The following is a 25,255-nucleotide window of genomic DNA, read 5'->3' as shown; positions in this document are numbered from 1 at the left end:
CCCGAACCCTGAACCCGGGAGACACCATGACCACCACCCGCGTCGACGACGTCACGCGCGCGCCCTCAGCCGAACCCCGTCCGCAGACACCGGGCGGTGGTGAGCCCGGTGAGCCCACCGCGCCGCCCATCACCCTGAGACGGGTCCTGGCCCCCGTCAGCGGCAAGATCGCCCTGACGGCACTGGCCGGCGTCATCGCCGCCGGCTTCTCCCTCCTGCCCGCCATCGCGGTCACCGCGCTGGCCGAGGGGGCCGTCGCCGGCACGCTCACACCGCGTGCCGCCTGGTTGTGGCTGGGCGCCGTCGTCGTCGGCCTGACCCTGGGGCATCTCATCGGGATGTCCTCCACCAGCTGGGCGCACATCGTCGAGAGTGCCTTCCGCACCGAGCTGCGCCTGACAATCGCCCGGCACCTGTCACGCCTGCCCCTGGGCTGGCACACCAATGAGTCCTCGGGGCGCACCAAGGTGCTCATCACCGAGGACACCACCGCCATCCACTCGCTCATCGCCCACTTCGGCACTGACCTGGGTGCGGCCGTGGGCGGGATCGTCCTGGGCTTCGCCTACCTGTTCACCCGTTCGTGGCAGCTGGCCACCGTCCTGCTGGTGTGGGTGGTTCTGCTCCTGGTCTTCACGGCGGCGGCGATGGCCCTGGCCCAGGGGACCGTCAACGAGGACTACCTCGAGGGGATGAAGAGGGTCGGCTCCTCCACGGTGGAGATGGTGGATGGCATCGCCACCGTCAAGGCTTTCGGCTTGGCCGGGACCGTCTTCCGCCGCTTCGACGACGCCCTTGACCAGTACACGGACGCCGCCTACCGCTACATGAAGGGACCCGGCAGGCCGATTGCCCTGCTCGGGGCCCTCGTCTCCCCCGCCGGGATGCTCGTGCCGGTCCTGCTCGCCGGGACGTGGCTGGCCGGGCTCGGGGTGCTGCGTCCCGTGGACCTCCTGCCCTTCCTCCTGGTGGGTCTCGGCCTGCCCAGCGGACTGCTCAACCTCCTCATGCTGGCCAACCAGGTGACGCTCGGTGTCGAGGCCGCCGGCCGGCTCGGCGCCCTCCTGTCTGAGCCGGTCCTGGCTGAGCCCGAGCAGCCCGCCCCGATCCGCCGGGACGCCGACGGCGGTGTGAGCGTCGAGCTGGATCACGTGTCCTTCCGCTACGGAGCTCGCGACGGTGAGGACCCCCTGCCCTTGGCCGTGGAGGACGTGAGCCTGCGCCTGGAGCCGGGCACCGTCACCGCCGTCGTTGGCCCCTCGGGCTCGGGCAAGAGCACCCTCGTGCGGCTCATCGCCCGGTTCTGGGACGTCGAGTCCGGCAGCGTGCGCATCGGCGGCACGGACGTGCGCGAGATCTCCAGCGCCGAGCTGCTGTCCCACCTGGGTCTGGTCCTTCAGGAGGGCGGGACCCTGGCGGACACCGTGCGCGCCAACATCGCCCTGGGACGCCCCGGCGCCACCGACGCCGAGGTGGAGGCCGCCGCCCGCGTCGCCCGGATCCATGAGCGGGTCCTGGCGCTGCCCGACGGCTACGACACGGTCCTGGGCTCCGAGGGCGCGCACCTGTCCGGCGGGGAGCGTCAGCGCATCGCCCTGGCCCGCGTGTTCCTCGCCGACACCCCCGTCCTCCTGCTGGACGAGGCCACCGCCCAGGCGGACGCCCACTCCGAGCGCGAGATCCAGCAGGCGCTGGCGAGGCTCGCGGCCGGGCGCACCGTCCTGGTCATCGCGCACCGCCTGTCCACGATCGTGGACGCCGACCAGGTCCTCGTCATGGACCACGGCCGCCTCGTTGAGCGCGGCACGCACACCGGGCTGCTCGCACAGGGCGGCCTCTATGCCAAGATGTGGAGGGCACAGCAGTGATCCGTCGTCTTCAGCGGTGCCTGGGCACCAGCAGCAACCTCGTGCCTCTTATGGTGGCCCACGTCATCGCGGGTGTGTGTCAGGGCGTGAGCCTCGTGCTCCTCGTGCCCTTCCTGCGCGCCTTCCTGGCGGGTGAGCCCAGCGGCGGGTGGCTGGCCGCCGTCGTCATCACCGCCCTGCTCGGGCTCACCATCTCCGGCGTGGCCACGGTGCGCTCCTACGCCGTCGCCTGTTACGACGTGTGTGGCAGCCTCGTGCGTACCCTGGGCCACCGGGTCCAGCAACTGCCCCTGGGGTGGTTCACCTCCGCCACCACCGGACAGGTCGCCACCGCCGTCTCACGCGACACGGCCAACTTGTCTCACCTGCCGTCCATCGCCTTGCCCCAGATCGCCTCCATGAGCGGCAGTGCGGCGGTCATCGGCGTCAGCGCCCTGTTCATGGAGTGGCGGATGGGGATTGCGCTCCTGCTGGCCCTGCCCGGCACCCTGCTCTGCCTGCGTTGGCTCAGGCGGGCGGTGCGCGGCGAGTTCGCCATCTCTCAGGCCGCCGCCGAGACGCTGGGGGCCCGCCTGCTGGAGTTCAGCCGGCTCCAGGCGGTCCTGCGCGCCACGGGCGCGGTCAGCAGCGGCGTCAGTGCGAAGGTGGCCGACGGCGTTGGCAGTAGTTCCAGCGTCGGCGGCAGTGAGGTGGCCGACGGCGCCAGCACGGGCGGCGGCGTCGGCAGTACTGGCGGCACGTGGGCGCCGCTGGAGGCGGCCCTGCGGGAGGACCACGTGGCGTCGGGCCGGGCCCAGAGCGCCAAGGGGCCGGCGGGGCAGGCCTTCCACACCTGGGTGGAGACCGGCATCGTCGCCAGCCTGACGGTGGGCCTGTACCTGCTGCTGGGAGGGGCCCTCGACCCGGCCGTCTTCATCACCCTGGCCCTCATGGTCATCCGCTTCGCCGAGCCGGTGGGCATGCTCGCCTTCTACGTCGACCCCCTGCACCAGTCCGACGTCGCCCTGGAGCGGATCGAGTCGATCCTTGACGCTCCCGCCCTGCCCGAGCCCGCGCAGGAGCGGGTGGCCTCACCCCGGCCAAGCGCAGACGGTGGGCTGGAGGTGAGCCTGGATCACGTGACCTTTGGCTACGTTCCGGGCCGTGACGTCATCCACGACGTCACCCTCACCTTCCCGGCCCGCTCGGTCACCGCCCTCGTGGGCCCCTCCGGCTCCGGCAAGTCGACGCTCACCCGGCTCGTGGCCCGCTTCTGGGACGTCTCGAGCGGGACGGTGCGCGTGGGCGGCGAGGACGTGCGCGACCTGCGTACGCAGGACCTCATGGAGCAGGTCTCGATGGTCTTCCAAGACGTCTACCTCTTCGACACCACCATTGAGGAGAACGTGCGCATCGGGCGCGCGGACGCCACCGACGAGGAGGTGCGGGCCGCGGCCGAGCGGGCGGGCCTGAGCGAGGTGGTTGAGCGTCTGCCGCACGGGTGGGCGACCCAGGTCGGCGAGGGCGGCTCCTCCCTGTCTGGCGGTGAGCGCCAGCGCGTGGCCATCGCCCGGGCCTTCCTCAAGGACGCGCCCGTGCTGCTGCTCGACGAGGTCACGAGCGCCCTGGACGGGGTGAGCGAGGCCGGGGTGACCCGGGCGATGGAGGAGCTGAGCCAGGGGCGCACGGTGCTCGTCATCGCGCACCGGCTGTCAACGATCCGCCGTGCGGACCGGATCGTCGTGCTCGTGGACGGGGCTGTTGAGGCCGTGGGCACGCACGACGAGCTCTACGAGGCGGGCGGCACGTACCGCAGCTTCTGGGACGACCAGAGCGCGGTGGACCGCTGGAGGCTCGTAGGCTCCGGGACGCCGGAGGCCTGACGGTCACGTCTTGCGGCGTGGTGTCGGTTCCCGCGGGGACTGCGCTGTCGGTGCTGCACGCTCACGCTCGGCGGTGCCCGGCGGAATCCGCGGAATCCTGCGGTTTTCAGGTTTGGTGTTCTCGAGTGCTTCGGCTCCCATGTGCGTGAGCAGGGCCCATGCACATGGGAGCCTCAGAGGCGGTTTTCGACTTCAGGGCAGAATCACCGAAATACCAACGAAAAGTCCGAGTCCACCAGATCACACCAGTCACATGAGCGTGCAACACCCACACTCATGGGTACTAGTACGCCCCCGGTACTACTGCCGATCTCGTGTCACTCATCCCTAGTTGTACTGACCGGGGCGCTGGGGCACCGTAGAAACCGCAGGATTCCGCGGAACCGCGAAAACGAGAAACGCTCTGACTAGGAGTGCGTGACACGCACCCCGCCGGTGTCCATGCGACCGGGCGGTGGAGGGGCTACTCGCCCTCGAGGGCGATGAGGTCCTCCACCGTCTCAGGGCGCAGGACCCAGCCCTGGCGCCCGTCACGCACCCAGGCAACACCGGGGCGGGTGAACATGTTGTAGTTGCTGGCCATGGAGCGCCCGTAGGCGCCCACCGCGGGCACCGCCAGCACGTCGCCGACCGCCAGGTCCCCGGGCAGGTCCACGTCGCGCACGACGACGTCGCCGCTCTCGCAGTGCTTGCCAACGACACGCGCCCGGGTGACGCCCACGGCGGGGTCCGGGCGGCGGTTGGCGACGAGCGCCGTGTAGGCGGCCTCGTACAGGGCGGGGCGGATGTTGTCACTCATGCCACCGTCGACGCTCACGTACAGGCGCGAGGCACCGGCGTCGAGGGCGACGCGCTTGAGCCCGGTGACCGTGTAGAGCATGACCGTGGACGGACCGGCGACGCTGCGGCCGGGCTCGATGGACACGTGCGGGATAGGGTCGCCGAGCTCGGTGCACAGCTCCCGTACAGTCTCGGCAAGGGTCTGGGCGACCGTGGCCGGGCTGGGGGCGACCGGGTCCGCCCCGGTGTAGGCGATGCCGTAGCCGCCACCCAGGTCCAGCTCATGGGCGAGGACGCCCATGTCGGCGGCAACCTCGTGGCGCAGGCGCAGGACGATGCGGGCGGCCTCCCGGAAGCCGGCCAGGTCCATGATCTGGGAGCCGATGTGGGAGTGCAGGCCGTGCAGCTCGAGCTCGGGTGCGGCGATGACCGCGTCGATCGCCTGCCGGGCGGTGCCGGTGTGGACGGACAGACCGAACTTCTGGTCCTCGTGGGCGGTGGCAATGAACTCGTGGCCACCGGCGTGCACGCCCGTGGTCAGGCGCACCATGACCCGCCCCCGCTCCTCGGGGCCGTAGACACCGCTGTTGCGCAGGTCGCGCACGGCCCGGGCGGCGAGGCCGACCTCCTCGAGGGAGTCCAGGACGAGGTGGCCGAGGCGGTGGATGAGGGCGACGGCGATCTCCGCCTGTGTCTTGCCGTTGCCGTGCAGGCCCAGACGGGTGGCGTGCGCGGTGGCGGCCTCGCCGTCGACGTCCTGAAGGGCGGCGAGGGAGACGGCGAGCTCGCCGCGGCTGGCGGTGTCGATGCCCATGCCCTCCTCAAGGACCCACCGGGCGATGGAGGTGGTGAGGAAGGCCTTGCCGGCGTAGAAGGCCTGGCCTCCGGCCATGCCGTAGCCGGGCCAGAACTCCTCGTGCATGGCGGCGGACCAGGAGGCGGCGCGCCCGCGCAGGTCCGCCTCGTCGAGGACGAAGACGGGGGTGGGGGCGTCGTTGAGCACCTGGGTGAGGTGGCGTCCGCCGAAGGTGAGGGCGCCGTCGGGGGCGCGCCGGACGGTGAAGGGCCACAGGTCGGGGCGCTCGTCGGGCTCGGGGGCGACGAGGCTGCCGAGAGGAGCCTCCCCGGACGGGACTGCGGGCTCGCCGTCGGGAGCCTGACCGGGGGCGCTCACATGCGCTCCGGAGCGCTCACGCCCAGCAGGGCCAGACCGTTGGCGAGCACCTGGGAGACGGCGTCGTTGAGCCACAGGCGGGCGACGTGACCGGCGTCGACGGGGTCGTCGCCACGCGGGGTCACGCGGGTGGCGGCGTACCAGGTGTGGTAGGCGCCGGCCAGCTCCTCGAGGTAGCGGGCGACCCGGTGCTGCTCGCGCATGCTCGCCGCCTGGGCGACGATGGCGGGGAACCGGGCGAGGGCGGCCAGCAGCGCGGAGTCGGCGGGGGTGTCGAGGGCGGCGGGCTCGAAGCCGGCCTCGCGGCTCACAGCGTGCTCGGCGGCGTTGCGGGCGACGTTGCGGGTGCGGGCGTGTGCGTACTGGACGTAGTAGACGGGGTTCTCGTTGGAGGCCGAGGACAGCAGGTCGAGGTCGATGTCGATCATCGAGTCCATGGAGGCGCGGGCGAGCGAGTAGCGGGCGGCGTCGACGCCGACGGCGCCCACCAGGTCCTCCAGGGTGACGATGGTGCCGGCGCGCTTGGACATGCGCACGGGCTCGCCGTCCTTGACGAGATTGACGAGCTGGCCGATGAGGATCTGCATGTTGACGCCGGGCTCGTCGCCGAAGGCGGCGCACATGGCCATCATGCGGCCGATGTAGCCGTGGTGGTCCGCGCCCAGCAGGTAGATGGCGCAGTCGGCGCCGCGCGAGCGCTTGTCCAGGTAGTAGGCGACGTCGGCGGCGAAGTAGGCGGCATTGCCGTCGGACTTGATGAGGACGCGGTCCTTGTCGTCGCCGAAGTCGGTGGTGCGCAGCCAGGTGGCGCCGTCACGCTCCTCGATCATGCCGCGTTCGCGCAGGCGCTCGATGGCGCGGGAGACGGCGCCCGAGGTGTGCAGGGAGTCCTCGTGGAAGAAGGTGTCGAAGTCGGAGCGGAAGGCGTGCAGCTCGGCCTTGACGGCGTCGAACATGAGGTCGACGCCGCGGGCGCGGAAGACCTCGGTGGCCTCGTCGTCGGGCAGCCCGGCCGGGGCGGGGCGGGAGGCCGCGAGCTCGTCGGCGGTGACGGTGGCGGCGATCTCGGCGATGTAGGAGCCGCCGTAGCCGTCCTCGGGGGTGTCCTCGCCGCGGGCGGCGGCGAGCAGGGACCGGGCGAAGCGGTCGATCTGGGTGCCGTGGTCGTTGAAGTAGTACTCGCGGGTGACCCGGGCGCCGCAGGCGGTGAGGATGCGGGCCAGGGAATCGCCGACGGCGGCCCAGCGGGCGCCGCCGAGGTGGACCGGGCCGGTGGGGTTGGCGGAGACGTACTCGAGGTTGACGCTCTGGCCCGCGAGGGAGTCGTTGCGCCCGTAGGCCTCGCCGGCCTGGACGATGGTGCGGGCCAGCTCGCCGGCGCTGGCGGCGTCGAGGCGGATGTTGAGGAAGCCGGGACCTGCGACCTCGACGGAGGCGACGCCGTCGAGAGCGGCCAGGCGGGGGTGCAGGAGCTCGGCCAGGGCGCGCGGGTTGGTGCCCGCCTTCTTGGCGAGCCGCATGGCCACGTTCGTGGCCCAGTCGCCGTGCTCGCGCGAGCGCGGGCGCTCGACCTTGGGCAGGGGCACCTCCTCGACGGGGAGGTTGAGGGTGCCGTCGCCGACGGCGGCGAGAAGGACGGTGCGGATCGCGTTGGCGAGCTCTTCGGGGGTCACGGGGCCAGGGTAGCGGAGGGGTGCGACACGTATTGGAGGCGTCCGGGGAGGGATGGTTGCAACGCAGGCCGGCACGCCTGCCGGTGAGGGGGCGCTTGTGCACCCCCTCACCGTCTTCTTCCCCGCTCGCGCGGGGTAGACGCGACACCGCGACAGCACACAGGGTCATCCCCGCTGACGCGAGGGGGTGCCGTACCAATCGGATCCCTTGAAGTCTATTGCGTGCGCCGCACCATCACCGTTACGATCATGCGCAGTTCAACGCTATCGACACCATGACATCACACGTTTCAATATCTCGTGCACTCCACACTGACTAGTAATCGAGGACAAGGAAGGAGGAGACATGCAACTTACCGAGATGATCCTGCAGCTCATCCAAACGCTCGTGGCACTGGCGACGCTTGCGATGAGCATCCTGAAGTCTTGAACCCTTATCGGCCATCTGGGGCTTGACAGCACATGCAGTCACTTCCAGGCCATCCGGCCGAAGCGCCTCCTGCACCCACTCTGAGTTCCAGACGAGTCACAACACCGTTCAAGACGACGAGACTGGTGCAACCGCCCGCACAGGTTCCCCCTCCCACGACATAATCGCCTCACCCACACCTCCAATGAAGGAGTCCCATGTCCATGTCCGGACGGGCAGTGTCAGTCTGGGCGAAGTCCGGCTACGACCCGGAACGGCGACGGTGGTTGCCACTGTGGCTGCACCTGCTCGACGCCGCGGCGGTCGCCGACCACCTCGCCCGCACCTGGTTGGCACCCACCATCAGCGACCTCATCGAGCGCGAGCTCGACGGCTCCAAGTCGGGTCTGTCCCCCACGGAAGAGTTCTGCCTCCTCGCGTCCTGGCTCGCAGGCGTCCACGACATCGGCAAGTGCACCCCGGCCTTCTCGGTGCAGGTACCCGGCCTCGATGACCAGATGAAGAAGGCCGGCCTCTCTCACGCGACAATCGACCCCAAGGAACGGTTGAAGGCCCCGCACGCCCTGGCGGGGCAGCAGGTCCTGCAGGACTGGCTCCTCGACTGCCACGGCTGGGGGATGGAGCCCGCCAAGGCGCTGGCTTCCGTCGTCGGCGCTCACCACGGCATCCCGCCGACGACCGGAGCACTCAAGGACCTCTACGGCCGTGAGCACCTGCTCGGTGAGGGCGTCTGGGAGGAGACCCGCGGCGAGCTGCTCGACCTCGTGACCGAGCGGACCGGTGCCGAGCCCCTCCTGCCCCACTGGTCTCGGCGGCGCTGGTCGCAGCCCTTCCTCGTCGAGCTGTCCGGCCTCGTCATCGTCGCCGACTGGATCGCCTCCTGCGAGGACTACTTCCACCTGCTTCCCCTCGACGACGACGGTCTCGCACTCCTCCCCGCGCCGGCCCACGCTGACCGGTGCGCGCAGGCCATCACCCGCCTGGAGATCCCGACGCCGTGGCGGCCCCGTGACGACGGCGACGACGCCGATGACCTGCTCACCTCACGCTTCGCCCTGCCCGAGGGCTCCCGCGCCACCGAGGTCCAAAGGCGCGCCGTCGAGGCCGCCCGCACAATGGACCTGCCGGGGCTGCTCATCGTCGAAGACTCCACAGGTGGGGGCAAGACCGAGGCTGCCAAGCTCGCTACTGAGATCCTCGCCGCCAGGACCGGTCGCTCGGGCGTGCTCTTCGCCCTGCCGACCCAGGCGACGACCGACGCGATGTTCCGCCGCAGCCTCAACTGGCTCGGGAGGATCGAGGACACCTACGCCTCCGACGGCGCCCCCTCGGCCTTCGCCGTCAACCTCCAGCACGGCCGTGCCCGTCTCAACGCCGAGGCGGGGCGGCTGCGCCGCAGGGGCTGGGAGATCCATGACCGGCTCCTCGGCGCCCTGGGCGGGGAGGACGGCGGGGACGTGGAGGGCCCGGGACTGCCGCGCCCGAGCGACGTCGGCCGGGACGAGGACGCGGCCCGCCTCCGCCGCACGACTACCGAGGAGGCCTCCCACCGTGCCGACGTGGCGATCCTCGCCTGGTTCAGCGGCCGGAAGAAGTCCATGCTCTCCGACTTCGTGGTGACGACCGTTGACCACCTGCTGTTCGGGGCGATGCGCTCCCCGCACCTGGCCATGCGCCACCTGGGGCTGTCACGCAAGGTCGTCATCGTGGACGAGGTGCACTCCTACTCCACGTACATGAACGTCTACCTGGACCGGGCGCTGACCTGGCTCGCCGCCTACGGTGTGCCCGTCGTCCTGCTGTCGGCGACGCTGTCCGAGGCACGCTGCTCAGCGATGGTGGATGCCTACCACAGGGGGCTGCGACTGGCCGCCGGAGAAAGCATCCCTACGACACCAGCCCCTCAGCCGGTTCACACACCCTTTCCCTGCCTCGTCACCACCGGCCGCGAACGCACCGAGGTCCTGCCCACGTCCTCGTCGGGACGCCGCTCCACGGTCCGGCTGGAGCGCCTGGGCAGGGATGACCTGCTGCGGTTGCTGCAGGAGCGGCTGGCCGACGGCGGTTGCGCGCTCATCGTGCGCAACACGGTGCGCCGGACCCAGGAGACCTACGAGCAGCTGCGCGAGGTATTCGGCGAGGAGGTAACCCTCAACCACGCGAGGTTCACCATCGCCGACCGCCAGGCCAAGGACGCGGATCTGCTGCGGCACTTCGGACCGCCCCGCTCCCGTCCTCAGCGGCCGCACCGGGCGGTCGTCGTCGCCACCCAGGTGGTCGAGCAGTCCCTCGACATCGACTTCGACCTGCTGGTCACGGACCTCGCCCCCATCGACCTTGTCATCCAGCGCCTGGGCCGCCTCCACCGTCACGAGCGTCCTCGGCCGGTGCGGTTGGAGGAGCCTGTCTGCTACGTGGACTGGCTGCCGTCGCGGCAGTCGACTCACCCGTCCCTGGAACCGGGCGCCAAGGCGATCTACGGGGAGGAGGACCTCCTGCGCAGCGCCGCTGCCCTCGACCAGGTGATCACGGGCAGCCGCACAGTGACCACGCCCGACGACGTCCGCGGGCTCATCGAGGCCGTGTACGGCAGCGAGGGAGTCATCCCGACGGTGTGGGAGGAGGCCCTCAACTCCGCCCATCGTGCCGCAGAGGAGAAGACGCGGGAGAAGCAGGACGCTGCACGGGGGTTCCTCCTCGAGGCGCCCCCACCGGCGGGCACCGAGACCTCTCTCGTGGGATGGCTGCACACGGCAGCCTCCGACAGCGAGGATAAGGGCCGGGCTCAGGTGCGCGACGGCGAGGACTCGTTGGAGGTCATCCTGCTTGAGCGCCGCCGCGTCGGCGGGCAGGAGGAACTGAGAACGCTTCCCAACGCCCCCGGGGCACCGGCTGTGATCGTTCCCCACGACCGGGTACCGGACCGAGAGGTTGTGCGAGCCATGGCGATGTCCGCCGTCCGTCTGCCTCCCCGGCTCAGCAACCCTCGTGTCATCGACAAGGTCATCACTCAGCTCGAGATTCATGTCGTACCCGCCTGGCAAACTGATCGCGAGCTCGCAGGCCAGCTCTTCCTCGTCCTCGAGGACGGCCGGGCCGAGCTCGCTGACGTCGTTCTCGAGTACTCCTCATCCACCGGCCTCAAGGAGGTTCCATCAGCATGAGTCGGCACTTCAATCTTCTCGACGAGCCGTGGATCAGGGTGACCCGTCTGGACGGTGAGGCCGACGAGGTCTCCCTCCTCTCCCTGTTCCGGGAGGCTGGGGACATCGAGGGAATCCACGGGGAGATCGCCAGTCAGGACGTCGCTATCCTTCGGCTTCTCCTCGCGATCTGCCATCGGACCATGGGTGGCCCAGAGGACCTGGCGACGTGGAGGGGGTACTGGGATGCTCCGGGTCGCCTGGGCTCGGACGCCTGCGACTATCTGGAGCGCTTCCGCGACCGCTTCGACCTGCGCGCCCCTGAGCGTCCTTTCTTCCAGGTGGCGGGGATCCACACCGCCTCAGGAAAGACCTCAGGCCTCGAGTCCCTGATCGCCGACGTCCCCAACGGCAGCCCCTTCTTCACCACTCGCATCGCCGACGGCCTGGCCTCCGTCAGCTGGGCCGAGGCTGCTCGGTGGCTTGTCCACGTCCACGCCTTCGACCCCTCCGGCATACGTTCCGGCGCCGTCGGCGCCCCACAGGTCCAGGGGGGCAAGGGTTACCCCATCGGCCCGGGCTGGACCGGCCAGATCGGGGTCATCACAGTGACGGGCAAGGACCTGGAGCGGACGCTCCTGCTCAACACCGTGGTCTGCTCCGTCACCCCTGGGCTCACCGAGGTCGACCCGATGGTGGACCTGGCCCCGTGGGAGCGGGAGCCGGACGGCCCCGCGGGGTCAGCCTCGGTACAACCGACCGGTCCGGTCTCCTGCTACACATGGCAGACCCGGCGGGTTCTCCTCCACGGCGACGACGCGGGTGTCACGTCGCTCTTCCTCGGCAACGGGGACAAGGCGACGCCGCAGAACAGGTACCTCGTCGAGCCGTGCACCGCCTGGCGCTACTCCGAGCCCCAGACGAAGAAGAAGCACGGGGCCACCGTGTACATGCCGCGCAAGCTGCCCACAGACCGCGCCTTCTGGCGTGGCCTGCCCACCCTGGTCGCGCAGCTGAGTCCTTCCGTACGGGTCAAGCACGCGGGCGAGGTAACGCGCTACCGCCCCCCTGGTGTCGTCACCTTCTACGAGAGTCTGATGGACCGTCGGCTGGTGCCTCGCTCAGGGCTGCTGCCGCTGCACGCGACGGGAATCGAGTACGGGAACAACGAGTCGACTGTTGCCGAGCTTGTTGACGACGTCCTGACCCTGCCGGTAGGCCTCCTCGACCCCGGCAGCAAGCGCCTCGTCACGGTGGTCAAAGACGCCATGGAGGAGACCGAGCAGGTCGCACGCGTCGTCCGCAGCCTAGCGGCGAACCTGGACCGTGCTCGTGGTGGCAGTAGCGAAAAACAACACCGGGACAAGGTCATGGAGCACGCCAGTGCCTCCTTCTACCAGGTCATCGATGAGAGGTTCCCCCGCTGGCTCGCCTCCCTCGACGAAGCGGATCCGGAGAGTGCCCGCAACGAGTGGCGCGTACTTCTACGCCAGGAGGCGTATAAGCAGTGTGACGCTCTGACCTCCCAGTCACCGGAGACTGCGTTCGCCGGTCGTGGTGAGGGAAGCGACCGGATGGATGTGAGCCGCGCACTGTTCTTCTTCACCCGGAAGCTCGCCGACATCCTGCCTCAGACTCACATCACGACCTCCGACCAGGACAGGGAAAGGACGTCCGCATGACCACATCGGACACCGAAGCAATGTCGCCGAACCACCAGGGAACCTCCGATCCGCCCGGGCGACGCACCCGCAGGCTAGGCAAGACCGGGCGCCTTATCGACTCGCGAATCGTGGGGCCACGCGGTCTGCAGACCCGCTACCTGCGTAATGAGTCCCAGGGCCGCGCTGACGTTGCCGCACTGCGCAAGGCGGCCAGCAAAGACCCCGGAGAGCTCCCCGAGGTCTGGTCACTCACTGGCGTCGACGTCCCGGACTCTGCGGGGGACGCACCGACGTGGGCAGAGATCGCCGCGCACACGGCGATGACGCTTTACGCAGTTCACCAGCAGTCTCGGACGGACCCCATGTTCCGCCCTGGCCAGGGGCTCGGGCAGGCTGCGCGGGACCTTATCGGTCCTCCAGACAGCGAGAACCCCTCGGCACGCGCCCGCTTCAACGCACTCGTAACCTCCACAACCATCACCGAGCTGCGTTACCACCTGCGGGGACTCGTCTCCCAGCTGCGGGCGCACGGCATTCCCCTGGACCACGCAATGCTCGCCGACGATCTCCTCGCTTTCCAGCACCCCGGCGGTGCCAAAGACATCCGCTTGCGGTGGTCGCGCCAGTACGCGTGGCTGCCCAACGTCGCAGACGCCACATCCGCCCCCGGCACCACCATCCCAACCCCTTCTACCCCGGAGAACTGACCATGAGCACCTTCGTCGACATCCACGTCATCCAGTCCGTCCCGCCCTCGTGCGTCAACCGTGATGACTCCGGCTCACCCAAGTCCGCCCTGTACGGCGGTGTACGGCGTCTGCGTGTGTCCAGCCAGTCCTGGAAGCGTGCGACCCGTCTGTACTTCAACGACCGGCTCGACGCCTCCGACGTCGGTGTGCGAACCAAGAGGGTCGTTGAGACTCTTGCTACCAGGATCGCTGAGCAGGCCCCGGATCTCTCAGGTTCCGCTGCGGGGCTAGCTGAAGAGGTCTTCAAGGCGGCAAAGATCAAGCTCTCCGCCCCGCGCAGCAGGAAGGACGCGCCGCTGGAGTCCGGTTACCTCCTGTTCCTGTCCACCAGTCAGGTCAGCCGCCTGGCCGGCCTTGCTATTGCCTCGTCCCGTGAGGGCAAGGCACTCGACGCGAAGGCGGTGAAGAAGGTCTTCAAGGAGACGAACTCCGTCGATATCGCCCTCTTCGGGCGGATGGTCGCTGATGACACGGACCTCAACGTTGACGCGGCCTGCCAGGTCGCGCATGCCATCTCCACCCACGCCGCGGATAACGAGTACGACTTCTTCACCGCCGTGGACGATGAGAAGAACCGCTCTGAGGAGGAGGATGCCGGCGCCGGTATGATGGGCACCATCGAGTTCTCCTCGGCGACCATGTACCGCTACGCCACGGTCAACATGGACATGCTGGTGGAGAACCTGGGCAGTGGTGAGGCAGCGTTGCACGCGCTGGAGGTCTTTGTTCAAGGTTTTTGCCTGTCCATGCCGACCGGCAAGCAGAACACCTTCGCCAACTACACCCTGCCGGAGGCCATCGTCATCTCAGTTCGTGACGACCAGCCGATCTCCCTCGTCGGAGCCTTCGAAAAGCCTGTGCACGCCAACGAGGACACTGGTTACCTCACCGCTTCTCTCGAGGCCCTGTCCGCTCACGCCAGGACCATTGAGGACAACTATGGTCTGCGTCCCCGTGCGGGCCTCGTCGTGTCTCTCCAGAACTCCGATGCTGTCGCGGCGCTGGGCGAGCGCGTCTCCTTCGCGGACCTGTCGGGACGGGTTCGCGACGCGGTGGCGCCTCTCGTCATCTCGGAGGAGCAGGGTTCATGACCGTCCTGCTGCTGCGACTTGCGGGGCCAATGCAGGCGTGGGGCGTCAGGTCGCGGTTCACTGAGAGGCGCACCGAGCTGGCGCCTTCGAAGAGCGGTGTCATCGGGATGCTGGCGGCCGCCGCCGGGCGTCGTCGGACGGACCCCATCGAGGACCTGCTGTCCCTCCGTTTCGGGGTCCGCAAGGACCAGCCGGGCACCGTCATCCGTGACTTCCACACGGCACGGACACTCGATGGGAAGGCCCCGATGCCGTTGTCGAGCCGTTACTACCTCGCCGACGCCGTCTTCCTCGCCGGAATCGAGGGCGACTGCGAGCTGCTGTCGGGACTCGATGAGGCCCTGCGCCATCCGGTCTTCCCCCTCTACCTGGGCAGACGTTCCTGCCCACCGCCTCACCCGCTCTCCCTCGGACTGCGTGAGGCGGATCTGCTCGACGCACTCCGCTCCGAGCCGTGGCAGGCATCGGAGTGGTTCCGCAGGCGCCAACGCTCCGAGCAACCCTTCATGGCTGAAGTCCTCGTTGACCAGGAGTCCGTCGCCGTTGAGGAGCGTGGGGACTCGTACGGTGTCCGGGACGTCCCCGTGTCCTACGACCCTCGCAGACGTGACTACGGCTTCCGGAACGTCGAGCGTCGCATGGTTCCTGTGGGACCGGCACAGGGGGACCCGCATGACCCGATGGCAGCGCTGAAGGAGGCGATACCGTGTTCCTGACGAAGATCGAACTGGATCCGAGCCGAAGGCTGGCACGCAAGTACCTCGGCTCACCGCAGGTCATGCACGCCGTCGTCCTCAAGGCAACAGGTGGCGACGAGAGTGATGGGCCTGGACGCGTCCTATGGCGTGTCGACCAGGGGCATGCGACGGCGTTGTACGTGCAGTCCCCTCAAGCCCCCAACTGTTCACAGATCCTCGAGGAGGCGGGCCGCCCCGGGGGCCAAATGCAGACTCTCGACTATGAGCCCTTCCTCGAGCGCCTGTCTGAGGGGCAGGTGTGGGGGTTCCGGCTCACGGCCAACCCGTCACGTGCGATCTCCCAGGGCCCGGGTATGCGGGGAAAGCGTAGTGGGCACGTCACCGTTGAGCAGCAGCGGCAGTGGCTCATCACTCGCGCTTCAAGCCTCGGTTTCAGCCTCGTTCCAACCGGCACCGACGACGACGCGGACTCGTTGCTTACCGTCGTCAGGCGTGGTCGTCCGGTCTTCGGTCGCGAAAACCCGCAACAAGGCAGGCGCGACAGAGTGACAATCAACCAGACGGTCTATGAAGGTGTCCTTCAAGTGAGGGACGCTGATGCACTTCGCCACTCGCTCGTCGCTGGGATTGGCCGGTCCAAGGCGTACGGATGCGGTCTCATGACCCTCGCGCGACACCGACAGGAGTGAATCGTCATGGCTCGGATGCCTCCGGTACCGGTGACAGCACTGCCCCGCGTGCAGGACCGGATGTCCTTTCTCTACCTCGAGCATTGTGTCGTGCACCGAGAGGATGGAGCCCTGACCGCCCGCAACGACCAGGGCATCATCCGAGTACCAGCAGCCTCACTGGTTGCCGTGTTCCTCGGTCCCGGCACCTCGGTAAGCCATCAAGCGATGTCCTTGCTCGGCGAGTGTGGAACGACGGCCGTGTGGGTGGGTGAGCGCGGGGTGCGTTACTACGCTCACGGACGTTCACTCGCGACCTCAACGCGGCTTCTTGTCGAACAGGCGGCACGCGTCTCGTCACCACAGAAACGGCTACGGGTAGCACGAGAGATGTACTGCATGCGATTCAGTGGTGAAGACGTTCACGGCCTGACCATGCAGCAGTTGCGTGGGCGTGAGGGTGCCCGCGTGCGGGAGACCTACCGGGAGAACTCTCGAAGAACGGGAGTCCCGTGGGCACGGCGCGACTACCGTCCCGACGACTTCGAAGCCTCGGACCCGATCAACCAAGCACTGTCCGCGGCTCACGCGGCTCTGTACGGGATCGTCCACGGCGTCATCGTCGCGTTGGGCTGCTCTCCAGGGCTCGGGTTCGTCCACACAGGACATGAGCGTTCTTTCGTTTATGACGTCGCCGACTTGTACAAGGCGGAGACAACCATCCCCATCGCCTTCGACGTCGTAGCCGAGAGCATGACGGACTTGACAGGGACGACACGTCGTCGGGTCCGCGACAAGGTCTTCGAGCTACGGATCATCGAGAGGGCGGTCAGGGACATCCACCAGCTCCTCGAGGTTGGAGAGGCGGATGACTTGAGCGTCAACGTGGTCTCACTGTGGGACTACCAGAGGCGGGCCGTCGCCGGTGGAGCGAACTACGCCGAGGAGGCGGGCGCATGGTAGTGCTCGTCCTCTCGGCCGCTCCTGCATCATTGCGCGGTGCGCTCACACGGTGGCTCATGGAGGTGTCCCCAGGGGTGTTCGTCGGTCACCTGTCCGCCCGGGTACGCGAGCAGCTATGGGAGCTCGTACGCGCATACATCGGGGACGGGCGCGCCCTGCTCATCTGGTCCACCCGTTCAGAGCAGCACTTCTCGGTGGCTTCGCTCGGTCATGATCGCGAGCCCGTTGATGTCGAGGGATGCCTTGTCATGCGGACGCCTTACCGCCAGATCGAAGGATCCACGGCGGTGCCCGGAGCGGTCAAAGCGCCTCGGGAGTCCTGGTCAATCGCGGCGCGCCGACGGCGCTATCGCAATTCTGCGGAGCGTGCGCTAGGTTCGCAGTGAAGGTGGATGGCCTCCCGCAGGTCACACCATCATTGGGATCTCAACGCTCTCTAAGCGTGCCCCCCGCGTGAGCGGGGATGATCCCACGGCCCACTCGCGCGAGTACGGCTTCCAGTCGTGCCCCCCGCGTGAGCGGGGATGATCCGCCGCACTTTGTTGTCAGACAGTATAGGATACTGTGCCCCCCGCGTGAGCGGGGATGATCCGACTCACGGGGTTAAACTGCGAGGTATTCTCAAGTGCCCCCCGCGTGAGCGGGGATGATCCCCAGGCACCCGGCCGTCCGCAGAGACCTGAGCGGTGCCCCCCGCGTGAGCGGGGATGATCCGCGCGAGCCACCCGGGCACCCCCTGACGACGGAGTGCCCCCCGCGTGAGCGGGGATGATCCCCGCTCGTCTGTCCCCGCTGGCGAGCGGGTCGCGTGCCCCCCGCGTGAGCGGGGATGATCCCATAGTGAGCGGATGCGCCATGATTGGTGGGGGGTGCCCCCCGCGTGAGCGGGGATGATCCGGTTGTCGAGGGCTCCCACTCCGACGAGCAGGGGTGCCCCCCGCGTGAGCGGGGATGATCCCCGATGTTGGCCATCGTCCGGGGGAAATTGTTGGTGCCCCCCGCGTGAGCGGGGATGATCCCGCGCACAGCGATGTGGTGGTGCGCGCGTCCGGGTGCCCCCCGCGTGAGCGGGGATGATCCCTTGGCGTGCACCCTCGTGGTGCGGATCGCTTCGTGCCCCCCGCGTGAGCGGGGATGATCCCCCTGGACCCGGGTGAGCCAGCGACCGCCGTCGGTGCCCCCCGCGTGAGCGGGGATGATCCGCCTCTAGCGCACCCACTCTGTTGGACAGGCTGGTGCCCCCCGCGTGAGCGGGGATGATCCCGCCTGGCCGATCTGCTCGGCCAGGCGCTTGCCGTGCCCCCCGCGTGAGCGGGGATGATCCCCGGAACGGGCTCATCCCGGGCGCCGTCGACGGGTGCCCCCCGCGTGAGCGGGGATGATCCGCCCCTCAGGCGGGAGACGTTGTCGGCGGCGGTGTGCCCCCCGCGTGAGCGGGGATGATCCGCGGGCGCGGGCCTCGTGGCGGCCGGACGGGGTGTGCCCCCCGCGTGAGCGGGGATGATCCCTCACCTAGCGCCACCTCCCAGCGGCGCCCGTTGTGCCCCCCGCGTGAGCGGGGATGATCCCGCCTTGACGGCGTCACGGCCCATCTGCTCCACGTGCCCCCCGCGTGAGCGGGGATGATCCGACGAGGGCGATGCGGTCGTGGGCGGCGGCCGGGTGCCCCCCGCGTGAGCGGGGATGATCCGCCCCTTCGCGGTCGCCACCAGCGCGTCCGTGGGTGCCCCCCGCGTGAGCGGGGATGATCCCGACGGTGACGACGGCCAGACCCACCTGACCGTGTGCCCCCCGCGTGAGCGGGGATGATCCGGTCGTCGAGGGCTCCCACTCCGACGAGCAGGGGTGCCCCCCGCGTGAGCGGGGATGATCCCGCGCTTCGCCATCTCGTGGACGTGCCAGTTCTGTGCCCCCCGCGTGAGCGGGGATGATCCCTACCTGTGCTCCCCCACCAACCATGGCGCGTCGTGCCCCCCGCGTGAGCGGGGATGATCCCCACCCCTCCTCGGTGAACAGGGCCGTGTAGTCGTGCCCCCCGCGTGAGCGGGGATGATCCCCAGGTGAGAGGGTTCAAGAACCTGGACAGGATGTGCCCCCCGCGTGAGCGGGGATGATCCCGAGGACGGCAAGGCCGACGCCACGAACGACACGTGCCCCCCGCGTGAGCGGGGATGATCCCACCGACAGCTCAAGGGCGAAGGACGTCGCGTCGTGCCCCCCGCGTGAGCGGGGATGATCCGGATAGAGAGGGTCTTCTTCCCCGCGCCACTGTGCCCCCCGCGTGAGCGGGGATGATCCGGGCGTCCTCGTGCCGGTACGCCTCCCTCAGGAGTGCCCCCCGCGTGAGCGGGGATGATCCGACCCTGAGGAGAGTCCCTCAAGATACACAAAGGTGCCCCCCGCGTGAGCGGGGATGATCCGTACAACTCAAGTATTTTTCTGTCAGTCACGGCGTGCCCCCCGCGTGAGCGGGGATGATCCTGGTTCAGGAAGCACGGCGGGAGGATGAGGACCGTGCCCCCCGCGTGAGCGGGGATGATCCCCTGGTCTCAGCCACGGGTGAAATACACGTACGGTGCCCCCCGCGTGAGCGGGGATGATCCCGTGGTGTCAATGAAGTACCGGTCCGCCGGGTTGTGCCCCCCGCGTGAGCGGGGATGATCCGCCCAGGTGCTCGTCATCGAGCACCTGGGCACCGTGCCCCCCGCGTGAGCGGGGATGATCCCAACCGCCTGACACCGCCGCTGGGGCAGATCTTGTGCCCCCCGCGTGAGCGGGGATGATCCTGTAGATGTGCGTGGGGCTCCCCGCGGGCCGCCGTGCCCCCCGCGTGAGCGGGGATGATCCGTACCTGACGGTCCTGTAGACACGCTCAATCTTGTGCCCCCCGCGTGAGCGGGGATGATCCCGCATCCCGCCGGGAAAGTCCTCGTCGACGCCGAGTGCCCCCCGCGTGAGCGGGGATGATCCGAGCAAGATGGCCGGGCTGAGCCCAGCCCTCATGTGCCCCCCGCGTGAGCGGGGATGATCCCCCGAAGCTGCGGGTCCTGCGCGTCCAGGACGGGTGCCCCCCGCGTGAGCGGGGATGATCCCCGGGCGCGGGCTTTCCGCGTCTCGGCGCCGACGTGCCCCCCGCGTGAGCGGGGATGATCCCCCGGCCGTGAGCCCAGGCAGCCGGGCGGCGAGGTGCCCCCCGCGTGAGCGGGGATGATCCGACTCGATCTCCCCCGTGACGCGCTGGAACGCCGTGCCCCCCGCGTGAGCGGGGATGATCCCGCCTGGAGCCGGGTCACGAACTTCGTCAGCGGGTGCCCCCCGCGTGAGCGGGGATGATCCGCGCACCACCGAGCGCCCCAGGCGCTGCCCGCCGTGCCCCCCGCGTGAGCGGGGATGATCCCTAGGTCACTCAGGGTCGAGCGCCCCGGGAGTGGTGCCCCCCGCGTGAGCGGGGATGATCCGGAGGAACCCCATGAGCGAGCTGATCAAGGTCGAGTGCCCCCCGCGTGAGCGGGGATGATCCCAGGGGGCCAGTCCCCGCGCTCACGGGGACTGGGTGCCCCCCGCGTGAGCGGGGATGATCCGGCCTCCCCGAAGGTGCGCGCACGGTGCTCGACGTGCCCCCCGCGTGAGCGGGGATGATCCGATCACGAAGGCCTTCACTCCCACCACCGTCCCGTGCCCCCCGCGTGAGCGGGGATGATCCCCATACGGCGATGATGTCCTACAACGGGTACCTGTGCCCCCCGCGTGAGCGGGGATGATCCTGTCGTGATCAACAGGATTATGACGAACCCACAGTGCCCCCCGCGTGAGCGGGGATGATCCGGTTCTCGAGGTGGCGCTTCCAGCGGATACGGTGTGCCCCCCGCGTGAGCGGGGATGATCCAGTCTGACATCAGGTACAACTCGGAAGGTTTGAGTGCCCCCCGCGTGAGCGGGGATGATCCCTGCACGGGCGCGACCGTCTGCGCCGTGTGAGAGTGCCCCCCGCGTGAGCGGGGATGATCCGGTTCTCGAGGTGGCGCTTCCAGCGGATACGGTGTGCCCCCCGCGTGAGCGGGGATGATCCAGTCTGACATCAGGTACAACTCGGAAGGTTTGAGTGCCCCCCGCGTGAGCGGGGATGATCCCTGCACGGGCGCGACCGTCTGCGCCGTGTGAGAGTGCCCCCCGCGTGAGCGGGGATGATCCGGCGCTGACCGAGGCGGCGAAGGCTGCCGCGCGGTGCCCCCCGCGTGAGCGGGGATGATCCGGGGCCCGAGTCCTACGACAGGCGGCTCCTCGTGTGCCCCCCGCGTGAGCGGGGATGATCCCGCTACGATCTTGCGCTCCGGCACGGGCGCACAGTGCCCCCCGCGTGAGCGGGGATGATCCGAGTCGGTTCGCCCCGACGTCGATGCCGTTCTGGGTGCCCCCCGCGTGAGCGGGGATGATCCCGACCCTGAGCGGGCCGACGAGATCGCCATGGTGTGCCCCCCGCGTGAGCGGGGATGATCCCCCTCTCGCTGGCCACCTCGACGGCCCGCTCGAGTGCCCCCCGCGTGAGCGGGGATGATCCGGAGCGGCGTTTGCTCGCCCCGGCTGAGGGGGTGTGCCCCCCGCGTGAGCGGGGATGATCCGATCTCGCGCTGGAGCTCGCTCATCGCGGCGATGTGCCCCCCGCGTGAGCGGGGATGATCCCTCGTAGACGTCCAGGGCGCGCAGCTCGTTGGCGTGCCCCCCGCGTGAGCGGGGATGATCCGGTGGGCACGGTGGCTCCTCAGGGGGTGGTGTCGTGCCCCCCGCGTGAGCGGGGATGATCCCGCGGCAGCGACCCACCTGGGCACGCCGAGCTCGTGCCCCCCGCGTGAGCGGGGATGATCCGTACGCCTGCCCCTTGCCCGTCACCTTCGGGGTGTGCCCCCCGCGTGAGCGGGGATGATCCCAGAGAGGAGGAGTAGACATGTTCACTGCCACGGTGCCCCCCGCGTGAGCGGGGATGATCCGAGTGTCCCCGCCCCACGCCTTCTGCGCGTCGGAGTGCCCCCCGCGTGAGCGGGGATGATCCCCGAGCACGGGCTTTCCGCGCCTCGGCGCCGACGTGCCCCCCGCGTGAGCGGGGATGATCCTGGTCATCGTCGCGGTGGTGCTGTCCACCTCACGTGCCCCCCGCGTGAGCGGGGATGATCCCGGCTGAACGCGCTCAGCGCGCGAGCGGACAAGGTGCCCCCCGCGTGAGCGGGGATGATCCGAACGTCCAGGTCGACGCGCATGGGTGCGCCGAGTGCCCCCCGCGTGAGCGGGGATGATCCGCGCTCGACCTCGCGGTCGTTGGCTGCGGCTGGGGTGCCCCCCGCGTGAGCGGGGATGATCCTGAGCGCCCGAACCAGCGGTAGTCGACGGGTAGGTGCCCCCCGCGTGAGCGGGGATGATCCGGACAGGACCGTCAGCCTGCCCGCCCTGGTCGGGTGCCCCCCGCGTGAGCGGGGATGATCCCGGTGATCTCGCGGTCGTGCAGGTTGTCCAGGCGTGCCCCCCGCGTGAGCGGGGATGATCCGACCCCAGCGTCCGCGGTGACGACGCGCGACCAGTGCCCCCCGCGTGAGCGGGGATGATCCTTGGAAACCCCCGTCGGCGACCTGGGCGCGGATGTGCCCCCCGCGTGAGCGGGGATGATCCGTCCAAGACGTCGCCGGGGGTGACCTCTAGAAGGTGCCCCCCGCGTGAGCGGGGATGATCCTGAGGTCGAGGTCGGTGAGGTGAACGGTCTCGTGTGCCCCCGCGTGAGCGGGGATGATCCGCCGCTCGGCGCCGTCTCCACGCGGGCGGAGACGTGCCCCCCGCGTGAGCGGGGATGATCCCGTCATCCGGCCTAACCTGTCCGCCCTGTGGGCGTGCCCCCCGCGTGAGCGGGGATGATCCTCGCGGACGCGTGGCCGGCCCGCCTGCGTGAGGGTGCCCCCCCCCGCGTGAGCGGGGATGATCCGGCCAACACCGCCGCCTTCTCCTTCACGCTGGTGTGCCCCCCGCGTGAGCGGGGATGATCCCTGTCCGGGGCGTGGTCCGTCCCTGTCACGGCCGTGCCCCCCGCGTGAGCGGGGATGATCCCTCGTAGACGTCCAGGGCGCGCAGTTCGTTGGCGTGCCCCCCGCGTGAGCGGGGATGATCCGAACACGTCAGTGTCCGTCCCCACACACGCCGCGTGCCCCCCGCGTGAGCGGGGATGATCCGGCGGAGTCCTGGGCGCCGTAGGCCGGACGCACGTGCCCCCCGCGTGAGCGGGGATGATCCGGTGACGAGGTCGCCCGCACGGTAGGGCACGCCGTGCCCCCCGCGTGAGCGGGGATGATCCCTACTCCTGGGCGGGCTCCCGCGGCCTCGCTGTGTGCCCCCCGCGTGAGCGGGGATGATCCGCCGCCACAGGCCTACGCGCATCACGCCCCCACGTGCCCCCCGCGTGAGCGGGGATGATCCTGCTCTCGCGCGACCACCCCCGCGCCTCACGCTGTGCCCCCCCCCGCGTGAGCGGGGATGATCCGCAGGGCCGCTTCCTCGGCTCCGGACTTTTCGGGTGCCCCCCGCGTGAGCGGGGATGATCCCCACACGTCGCCTTGGCGGATGTTACGCATGAGGGTGCCCCCCCCCCGCGTGAGCGGGGATGATCCCCGTCAGACGTCTCGCGCGCGGTCTCGGCCTCGGTGCCCCCCGCGTGAGCGGGGATGATCCCCGTCAGACGTCTCGCGCGCGGTCTCGGCCTCGGTGCCCCCCCCCGCGTGAGCGGGGATGATCCCGAGCGCACCGAGGTCGGACGTCAGGACAAGGCGTGCCCCCCGCGTGAGCGGGGATGATCCGCCATGCGGTAGCCGAGGATGGTGGCCACGTCGGTGCCCCCGCGTGAGCGGGGATGATCCCCTTTGATAGTCATGCTGGCCCCTCTCCTTCATGTGCCCCCCCCCCCGCGTGAGCGGGGATGATCCCGCCGCCCTCATCGGCGACAGCCGGCGGCTGCGGTGCCCCGTTACCTTGTTGGTGGTCGCCGGTGATGGGATACCGGTGGCTGGGCCAGCGGTGGTCGGCATGATGTCTTGCCCCTGTCTCACCGAATGATCCGGGGGGTGAGAGTCACCGGTCGTCGTGCGGCGTGCTGGTGGCCGCTGATCGGGGGAAGGGCCTGCCACTGGTGAGGTCTTGCGCAGGCGTGGGTGCGGGGCTGGTCGCCGAGAGCTGGCCCCGTAGACACCACGCAAGGGAGCCTGTCATGCAGGTTGATGACATCGGCGTCTTCGTCGGTACCGACGTCGGCAAGTGCGAGCACTGGGCCACGGCCCTGACCACGGACGGGAAGAGGCTCTTTGACAAGGCTCTGCCCAACGACGAGGCCAGGCTCCGCGCTCTGTACGAGACGCTGGCCTGTCACGGCCGGCTCCTGGTGGTGGTTGACCAGGTGCGCCACCACCAGGCGCCCTGGCACTCGCCCTCGCCCAGGACATGGGCATTCACCGTGGGCTACCTGCCCGGCCCGTCGATGCGCCGTATCGCCGACCGATGCCCGGGCAACGCCAAGACCCACGCGCGTGACGCCGCAGCCGTGACCGCCCAGGCGGCCCGCACCATGGCCCACACGCTCAGGTCCGTCAGCGCCTCGGACGAGGACGCTGCCGCATTGAGCATGCTCACCGGGTCCGGGCCTGGACCCGGCCCGCCAGGTCAACCAGACCACAAACCGCATCCAGGGGCCCGTGCGCACCCAGGCCCCGCCCCGCCCTGGCCAAGGTCCTGGGCCCCTGGCTCGAGCACGACGCCGTCCTTTCAGGTCATCGCCACATGGCCCACCCCCACCACCCTACGCAAGACCGACAGAGCCAGGATCGCCGCCAAGCCCCGAGACCCACGACGCCCAGACGCCACACCGCCTGGGCGAGGTCCATCACCGACGCCCCTTGCCAAGCCCACCGTGGTCGTGGCCGGCACCAGTGCCGCCGGCATCGGTCCCGCCTGGCCCGACAGCTGGCCACCCCGCACGCCCACAGACATGACATCGCCCGCCAGGTCGAGGCCCCGGCGGGTGGCCCACCCCCTCTTGCCCGGCCCCCACCACCCATGCCCGGGCCAGGGGCCCCGACCACCGCAGTCTTCATCTCCCAAACCCCCGGCAGAACCTTCCCCTTCCGGAACGCAGCTGGCCTCCCACACCCGGCCTGACCCCCGTCACCAGACGATCGGGCACCTCCATCAGAGGCGAGCACACCTCCCACGCCGGCAACAAGCGCCTCAAGCGTGCCATGTTCGGCTCCACCCTTCGCCTCACCACGCCCCAACCCCACCCCCAGGGCCTACTACAACCGCAAGACCACCCAAGGCCACAACGCCCTGGGCCAAGCCCTCACCACCCCGACCCACCAACGCACCCCCACCCCGCACACCATGACCCGCAACAAAGCCCTCCACAACACACCAGCACCACCCCACCAGCTACCCACCGCCGCTCGACACACCACACAGGGGCACCCCCC

13 protein-coding genes and 1 CRISPR repeat array are annotated in these 25,255 nt (G+C 69.6%); of the genes, 11 read left to right on the top strand and 2 right to left on the bottom strand.

All coding sequences use genetic code 11. The features are described from left to right. Positions 1 to 26: 26 nt before the first annotated feature. Complete coding sequence (locus ID810_RS02910) at positions 27 to 1,868, top strand: ABC transporter ATP-binding protein (protein ID WP_166855235.1); 1,842 nt, start codon at positions 27 to 29, stop codon at positions 1,866 to 1,868. Next, positions 1,865 to 3,730: an ABC transporter ATP-binding protein gene (locus tag ID810_RS02905; RefSeq protein WP_235931578.1), complete on the top strand. Its 1,866-nt coding sequence runs from the start codon at positions 1,865 to 1,867 to the stop codon at positions 3,728 to 3,730. The genes ID810_RS02910 and ID810_RS02905 overlap by 4 nt, the downstream gene beginning before the upstream one ends. 463 nt (positions 3,731 to 4,193) lie before the next feature. Here the strand turns inward: ID810_RS02905 and lysA are convergent, their stop codons facing one another. Continuing rightward, positions 4,194 to 5,684 carry a diaminopimelate decarboxylase gene (gene lysA / locus ID810_RS02900; protein WP_166855236.1) on the bottom strand — a complete coding sequence of 497 codons (1,491 nt, stop codon included), beginning with the start codon at positions 5,682 to 5,684 and terminating at the stop codon, positions 4,194 to 4,196. Then, on the bottom strand, positions 5,681 to 7,357 hold the full coding sequence (argS, locus tag ID810_RS02895; RefSeq protein WP_166855237.1) for an arginine--tRNA ligase: 1,677 nt from the start codon (positions 7,355 to 7,357) through the stop codon (positions 5,681 to 5,683). Before argS ends, lysA begins: the two co-directional genes overlap by 4 nt. Before the next feature lie 627 nt (positions 7,358 to 7,984). On the opposite strand from argS, the gene cas3 reads away from it, so the two are divergent. From cas3 to ID810_RS12770, 9 genes are all read left to right on the top strand, one after another. Continuing rightward, the gene (cas3, locus tag ID810_RS02890) at positions 7,985 to 10,951 is read left to right on the top strand and encodes a CRISPR-associated helicase Cas3' (protein ID WP_166855238.1); all 2,967 of its coding nucleotides are present in this window, start codon (positions 7,985 to 7,987) and stop codon (positions 10,949 to 10,951) included. Next, positions 10,948 to 12,612: a type I-E CRISPR-associated protein Cse1/CasA gene (gene casA, locus ID810_RS02885; protein WP_166855239.1), complete on the top strand. Its 1,665-nt coding sequence runs from the start codon at positions 10,948 to 10,950 to the stop codon at positions 12,610 to 12,612. Before cas3 ends, casA begins: the two co-directional genes overlap by 4 nt. After that, a complete protein-coding gene (gene casB, locus ID810_RS02880; protein WP_166855240.1) occupies positions 12,609 to 13,301 on the top strand; it encodes a type I-E CRISPR-associated protein Cse2/CasB in 693 nt (230 codons plus the stop codon). Before casA ends, casB begins: the two co-directional genes overlap by 4 nt. A gap of 2 nt (positions 13,302 to 13,303) precedes the next feature. Further along, positions 13,304 to 14,434, top strand: a complete 1,131-nt coding sequence (gene cas7e / locus ID810_RS02875) for a type I-E CRISPR-associated protein Cas7/Cse4/CasC (protein ID WP_166855241.1) — start codon at positions 13,304 to 13,306, stop codon at positions 14,432 to 14,434. After that, positions 14,431 to 15,150 (top strand): type I-E CRISPR-associated protein Cas5/CasD, encoded by a 720-nt coding sequence (gene cas5e / locus ID810_RS02870; RefSeq protein ID WP_166855242.1) that lies wholly within the window; start codon positions 14,431 to 14,433, stop codon positions 15,148 to 15,150. The genes cas7e and cas5e overlap by 4 nt, the downstream gene beginning before the upstream one ends. Further along, positions 15,141 to 15,821, top strand: a complete 681-nt coding sequence (gene cas6e, locus ID810_RS02865; protein ID WP_166855243.1) for a type I-E CRISPR-associated protein Cas6/Cse3/CasE — start codon at positions 15,141 to 15,143, stop codon at positions 15,819 to 15,821. Before cas5e ends, cas6e begins: the two co-directional genes overlap by 10 nt. A 6-nt stretch (positions 15,822 to 15,827) precedes the next feature. Beyond that, a complete protein-coding gene (gene cas1e, locus ID810_RS02860; RefSeq protein ID WP_166855244.1) occupies positions 15,828 to 16,763 on the top strand; it encodes a type I-E CRISPR-associated endonuclease Cas1e in 936 nt (311 codons plus the stop codon). Further along, entirely contained in the window at positions 16,757 to 17,149 is a 393-nt protein-coding gene (gene cas2e / locus ID810_RS02855) for a type I-E CRISPR-associated endoribonuclease Cas2e (RefSeq protein ID WP_166855245.1), read from the top strand. Before cas1e ends, cas2e begins: the two co-directional genes overlap by 7 nt. Positions 17,150 to 17,205: 56 nt before the next feature. After that, a CRISPR array of direct repeats spans positions 17,206 to 23,719; the repeat unit is 28 nt; unit sequence GTGCCCCCCGCGTGAGCGGGGATGATCC. Positions 23,720 to 24,000: 281 nt separating this feature from the next. After that, a complete protein-coding gene (locus ID810_RS12770; protein ID WP_188232573.1) occupies positions 24,001 to 25,170 on the top strand; it encodes an IS110 family transposase in 1,170 nt (389 codons plus the stop codon). Positions 25,171 to 25,255: the final 85 nt, after the last annotated feature.

The sequence above is a fragment of the Actinomyces respiraculi genome (assembly GCF_014595995.2).
GTDB classification, from domain to species: Bacteria; Actinomycetota; Actinomycetes; order Actinomycetales; family Actinomycetaceae; genus Actinomyces; species Actinomyces respiraculi.
This window is presented reverse-complemented; position numbering and strand designations above follow the sequence as displayed.

Excerpts from the sequence above, each read along its gene's own strand:
- cas2e (WP_166855245.1), top strand. The coding sequence starts at position 16,757 with ATGGTAGTGCTCGTCCTCTCGGCCGCTCCTGCATCATTGCGCGGTGCG.
- casB (WP_166855240.1), top strand. The coding sequence starts at position 12,609 with ATGACCACATCGGACACCGAAGCAATGTCGCCGAACCACCAGGGAACC.
- cas7e (WP_166855241.1), top strand. The coding sequence starts at position 13,304 with ATGAGCACCTTCGTCGACATCCACGTCATCCAGTCCGTCCCGCCCTCG.
- ID810_RS12770 (WP_188232573.1), top strand. The coding sequence starts at position 24,001 with ATGCAGGTTGATGACATCGGCGTCTTCGTCGGTACCGACGTCGGCAAG.
- ID810_RS02910 (WP_166855235.1), top strand. The coding sequence starts at position 27 with ATGACCACCACCCGCGTCGACGACGTCACGCGCGCGCCCTCAGCCGAA.
- cas1e (WP_166855244.1), top strand. The coding sequence starts at position 15,828 with ATGGCTCGGATGCCTCCGGTACCGGTGACAGCACTGCCCCGCGTGCAG.
- casA (WP_166855239.1), top strand. The coding sequence starts at position 10,948 with ATGAGTCGGCACTTCAATCTTCTCGACGAGCCGTGGATCAGGGTGACC.
- cas5e (WP_166855242.1), top strand. The coding sequence starts at position 14,431 with ATGACCGTCCTGCTGCTGCGACTTGCGGGGCCAATGCAGGCGTGGGGC.
- cas3 (WP_166855238.1), top strand. The coding sequence starts at position 7,985 with ATGTCCATGTCCGGACGGGCAGTGTCAGTCTGGGCGAAGTCCGGCTAC.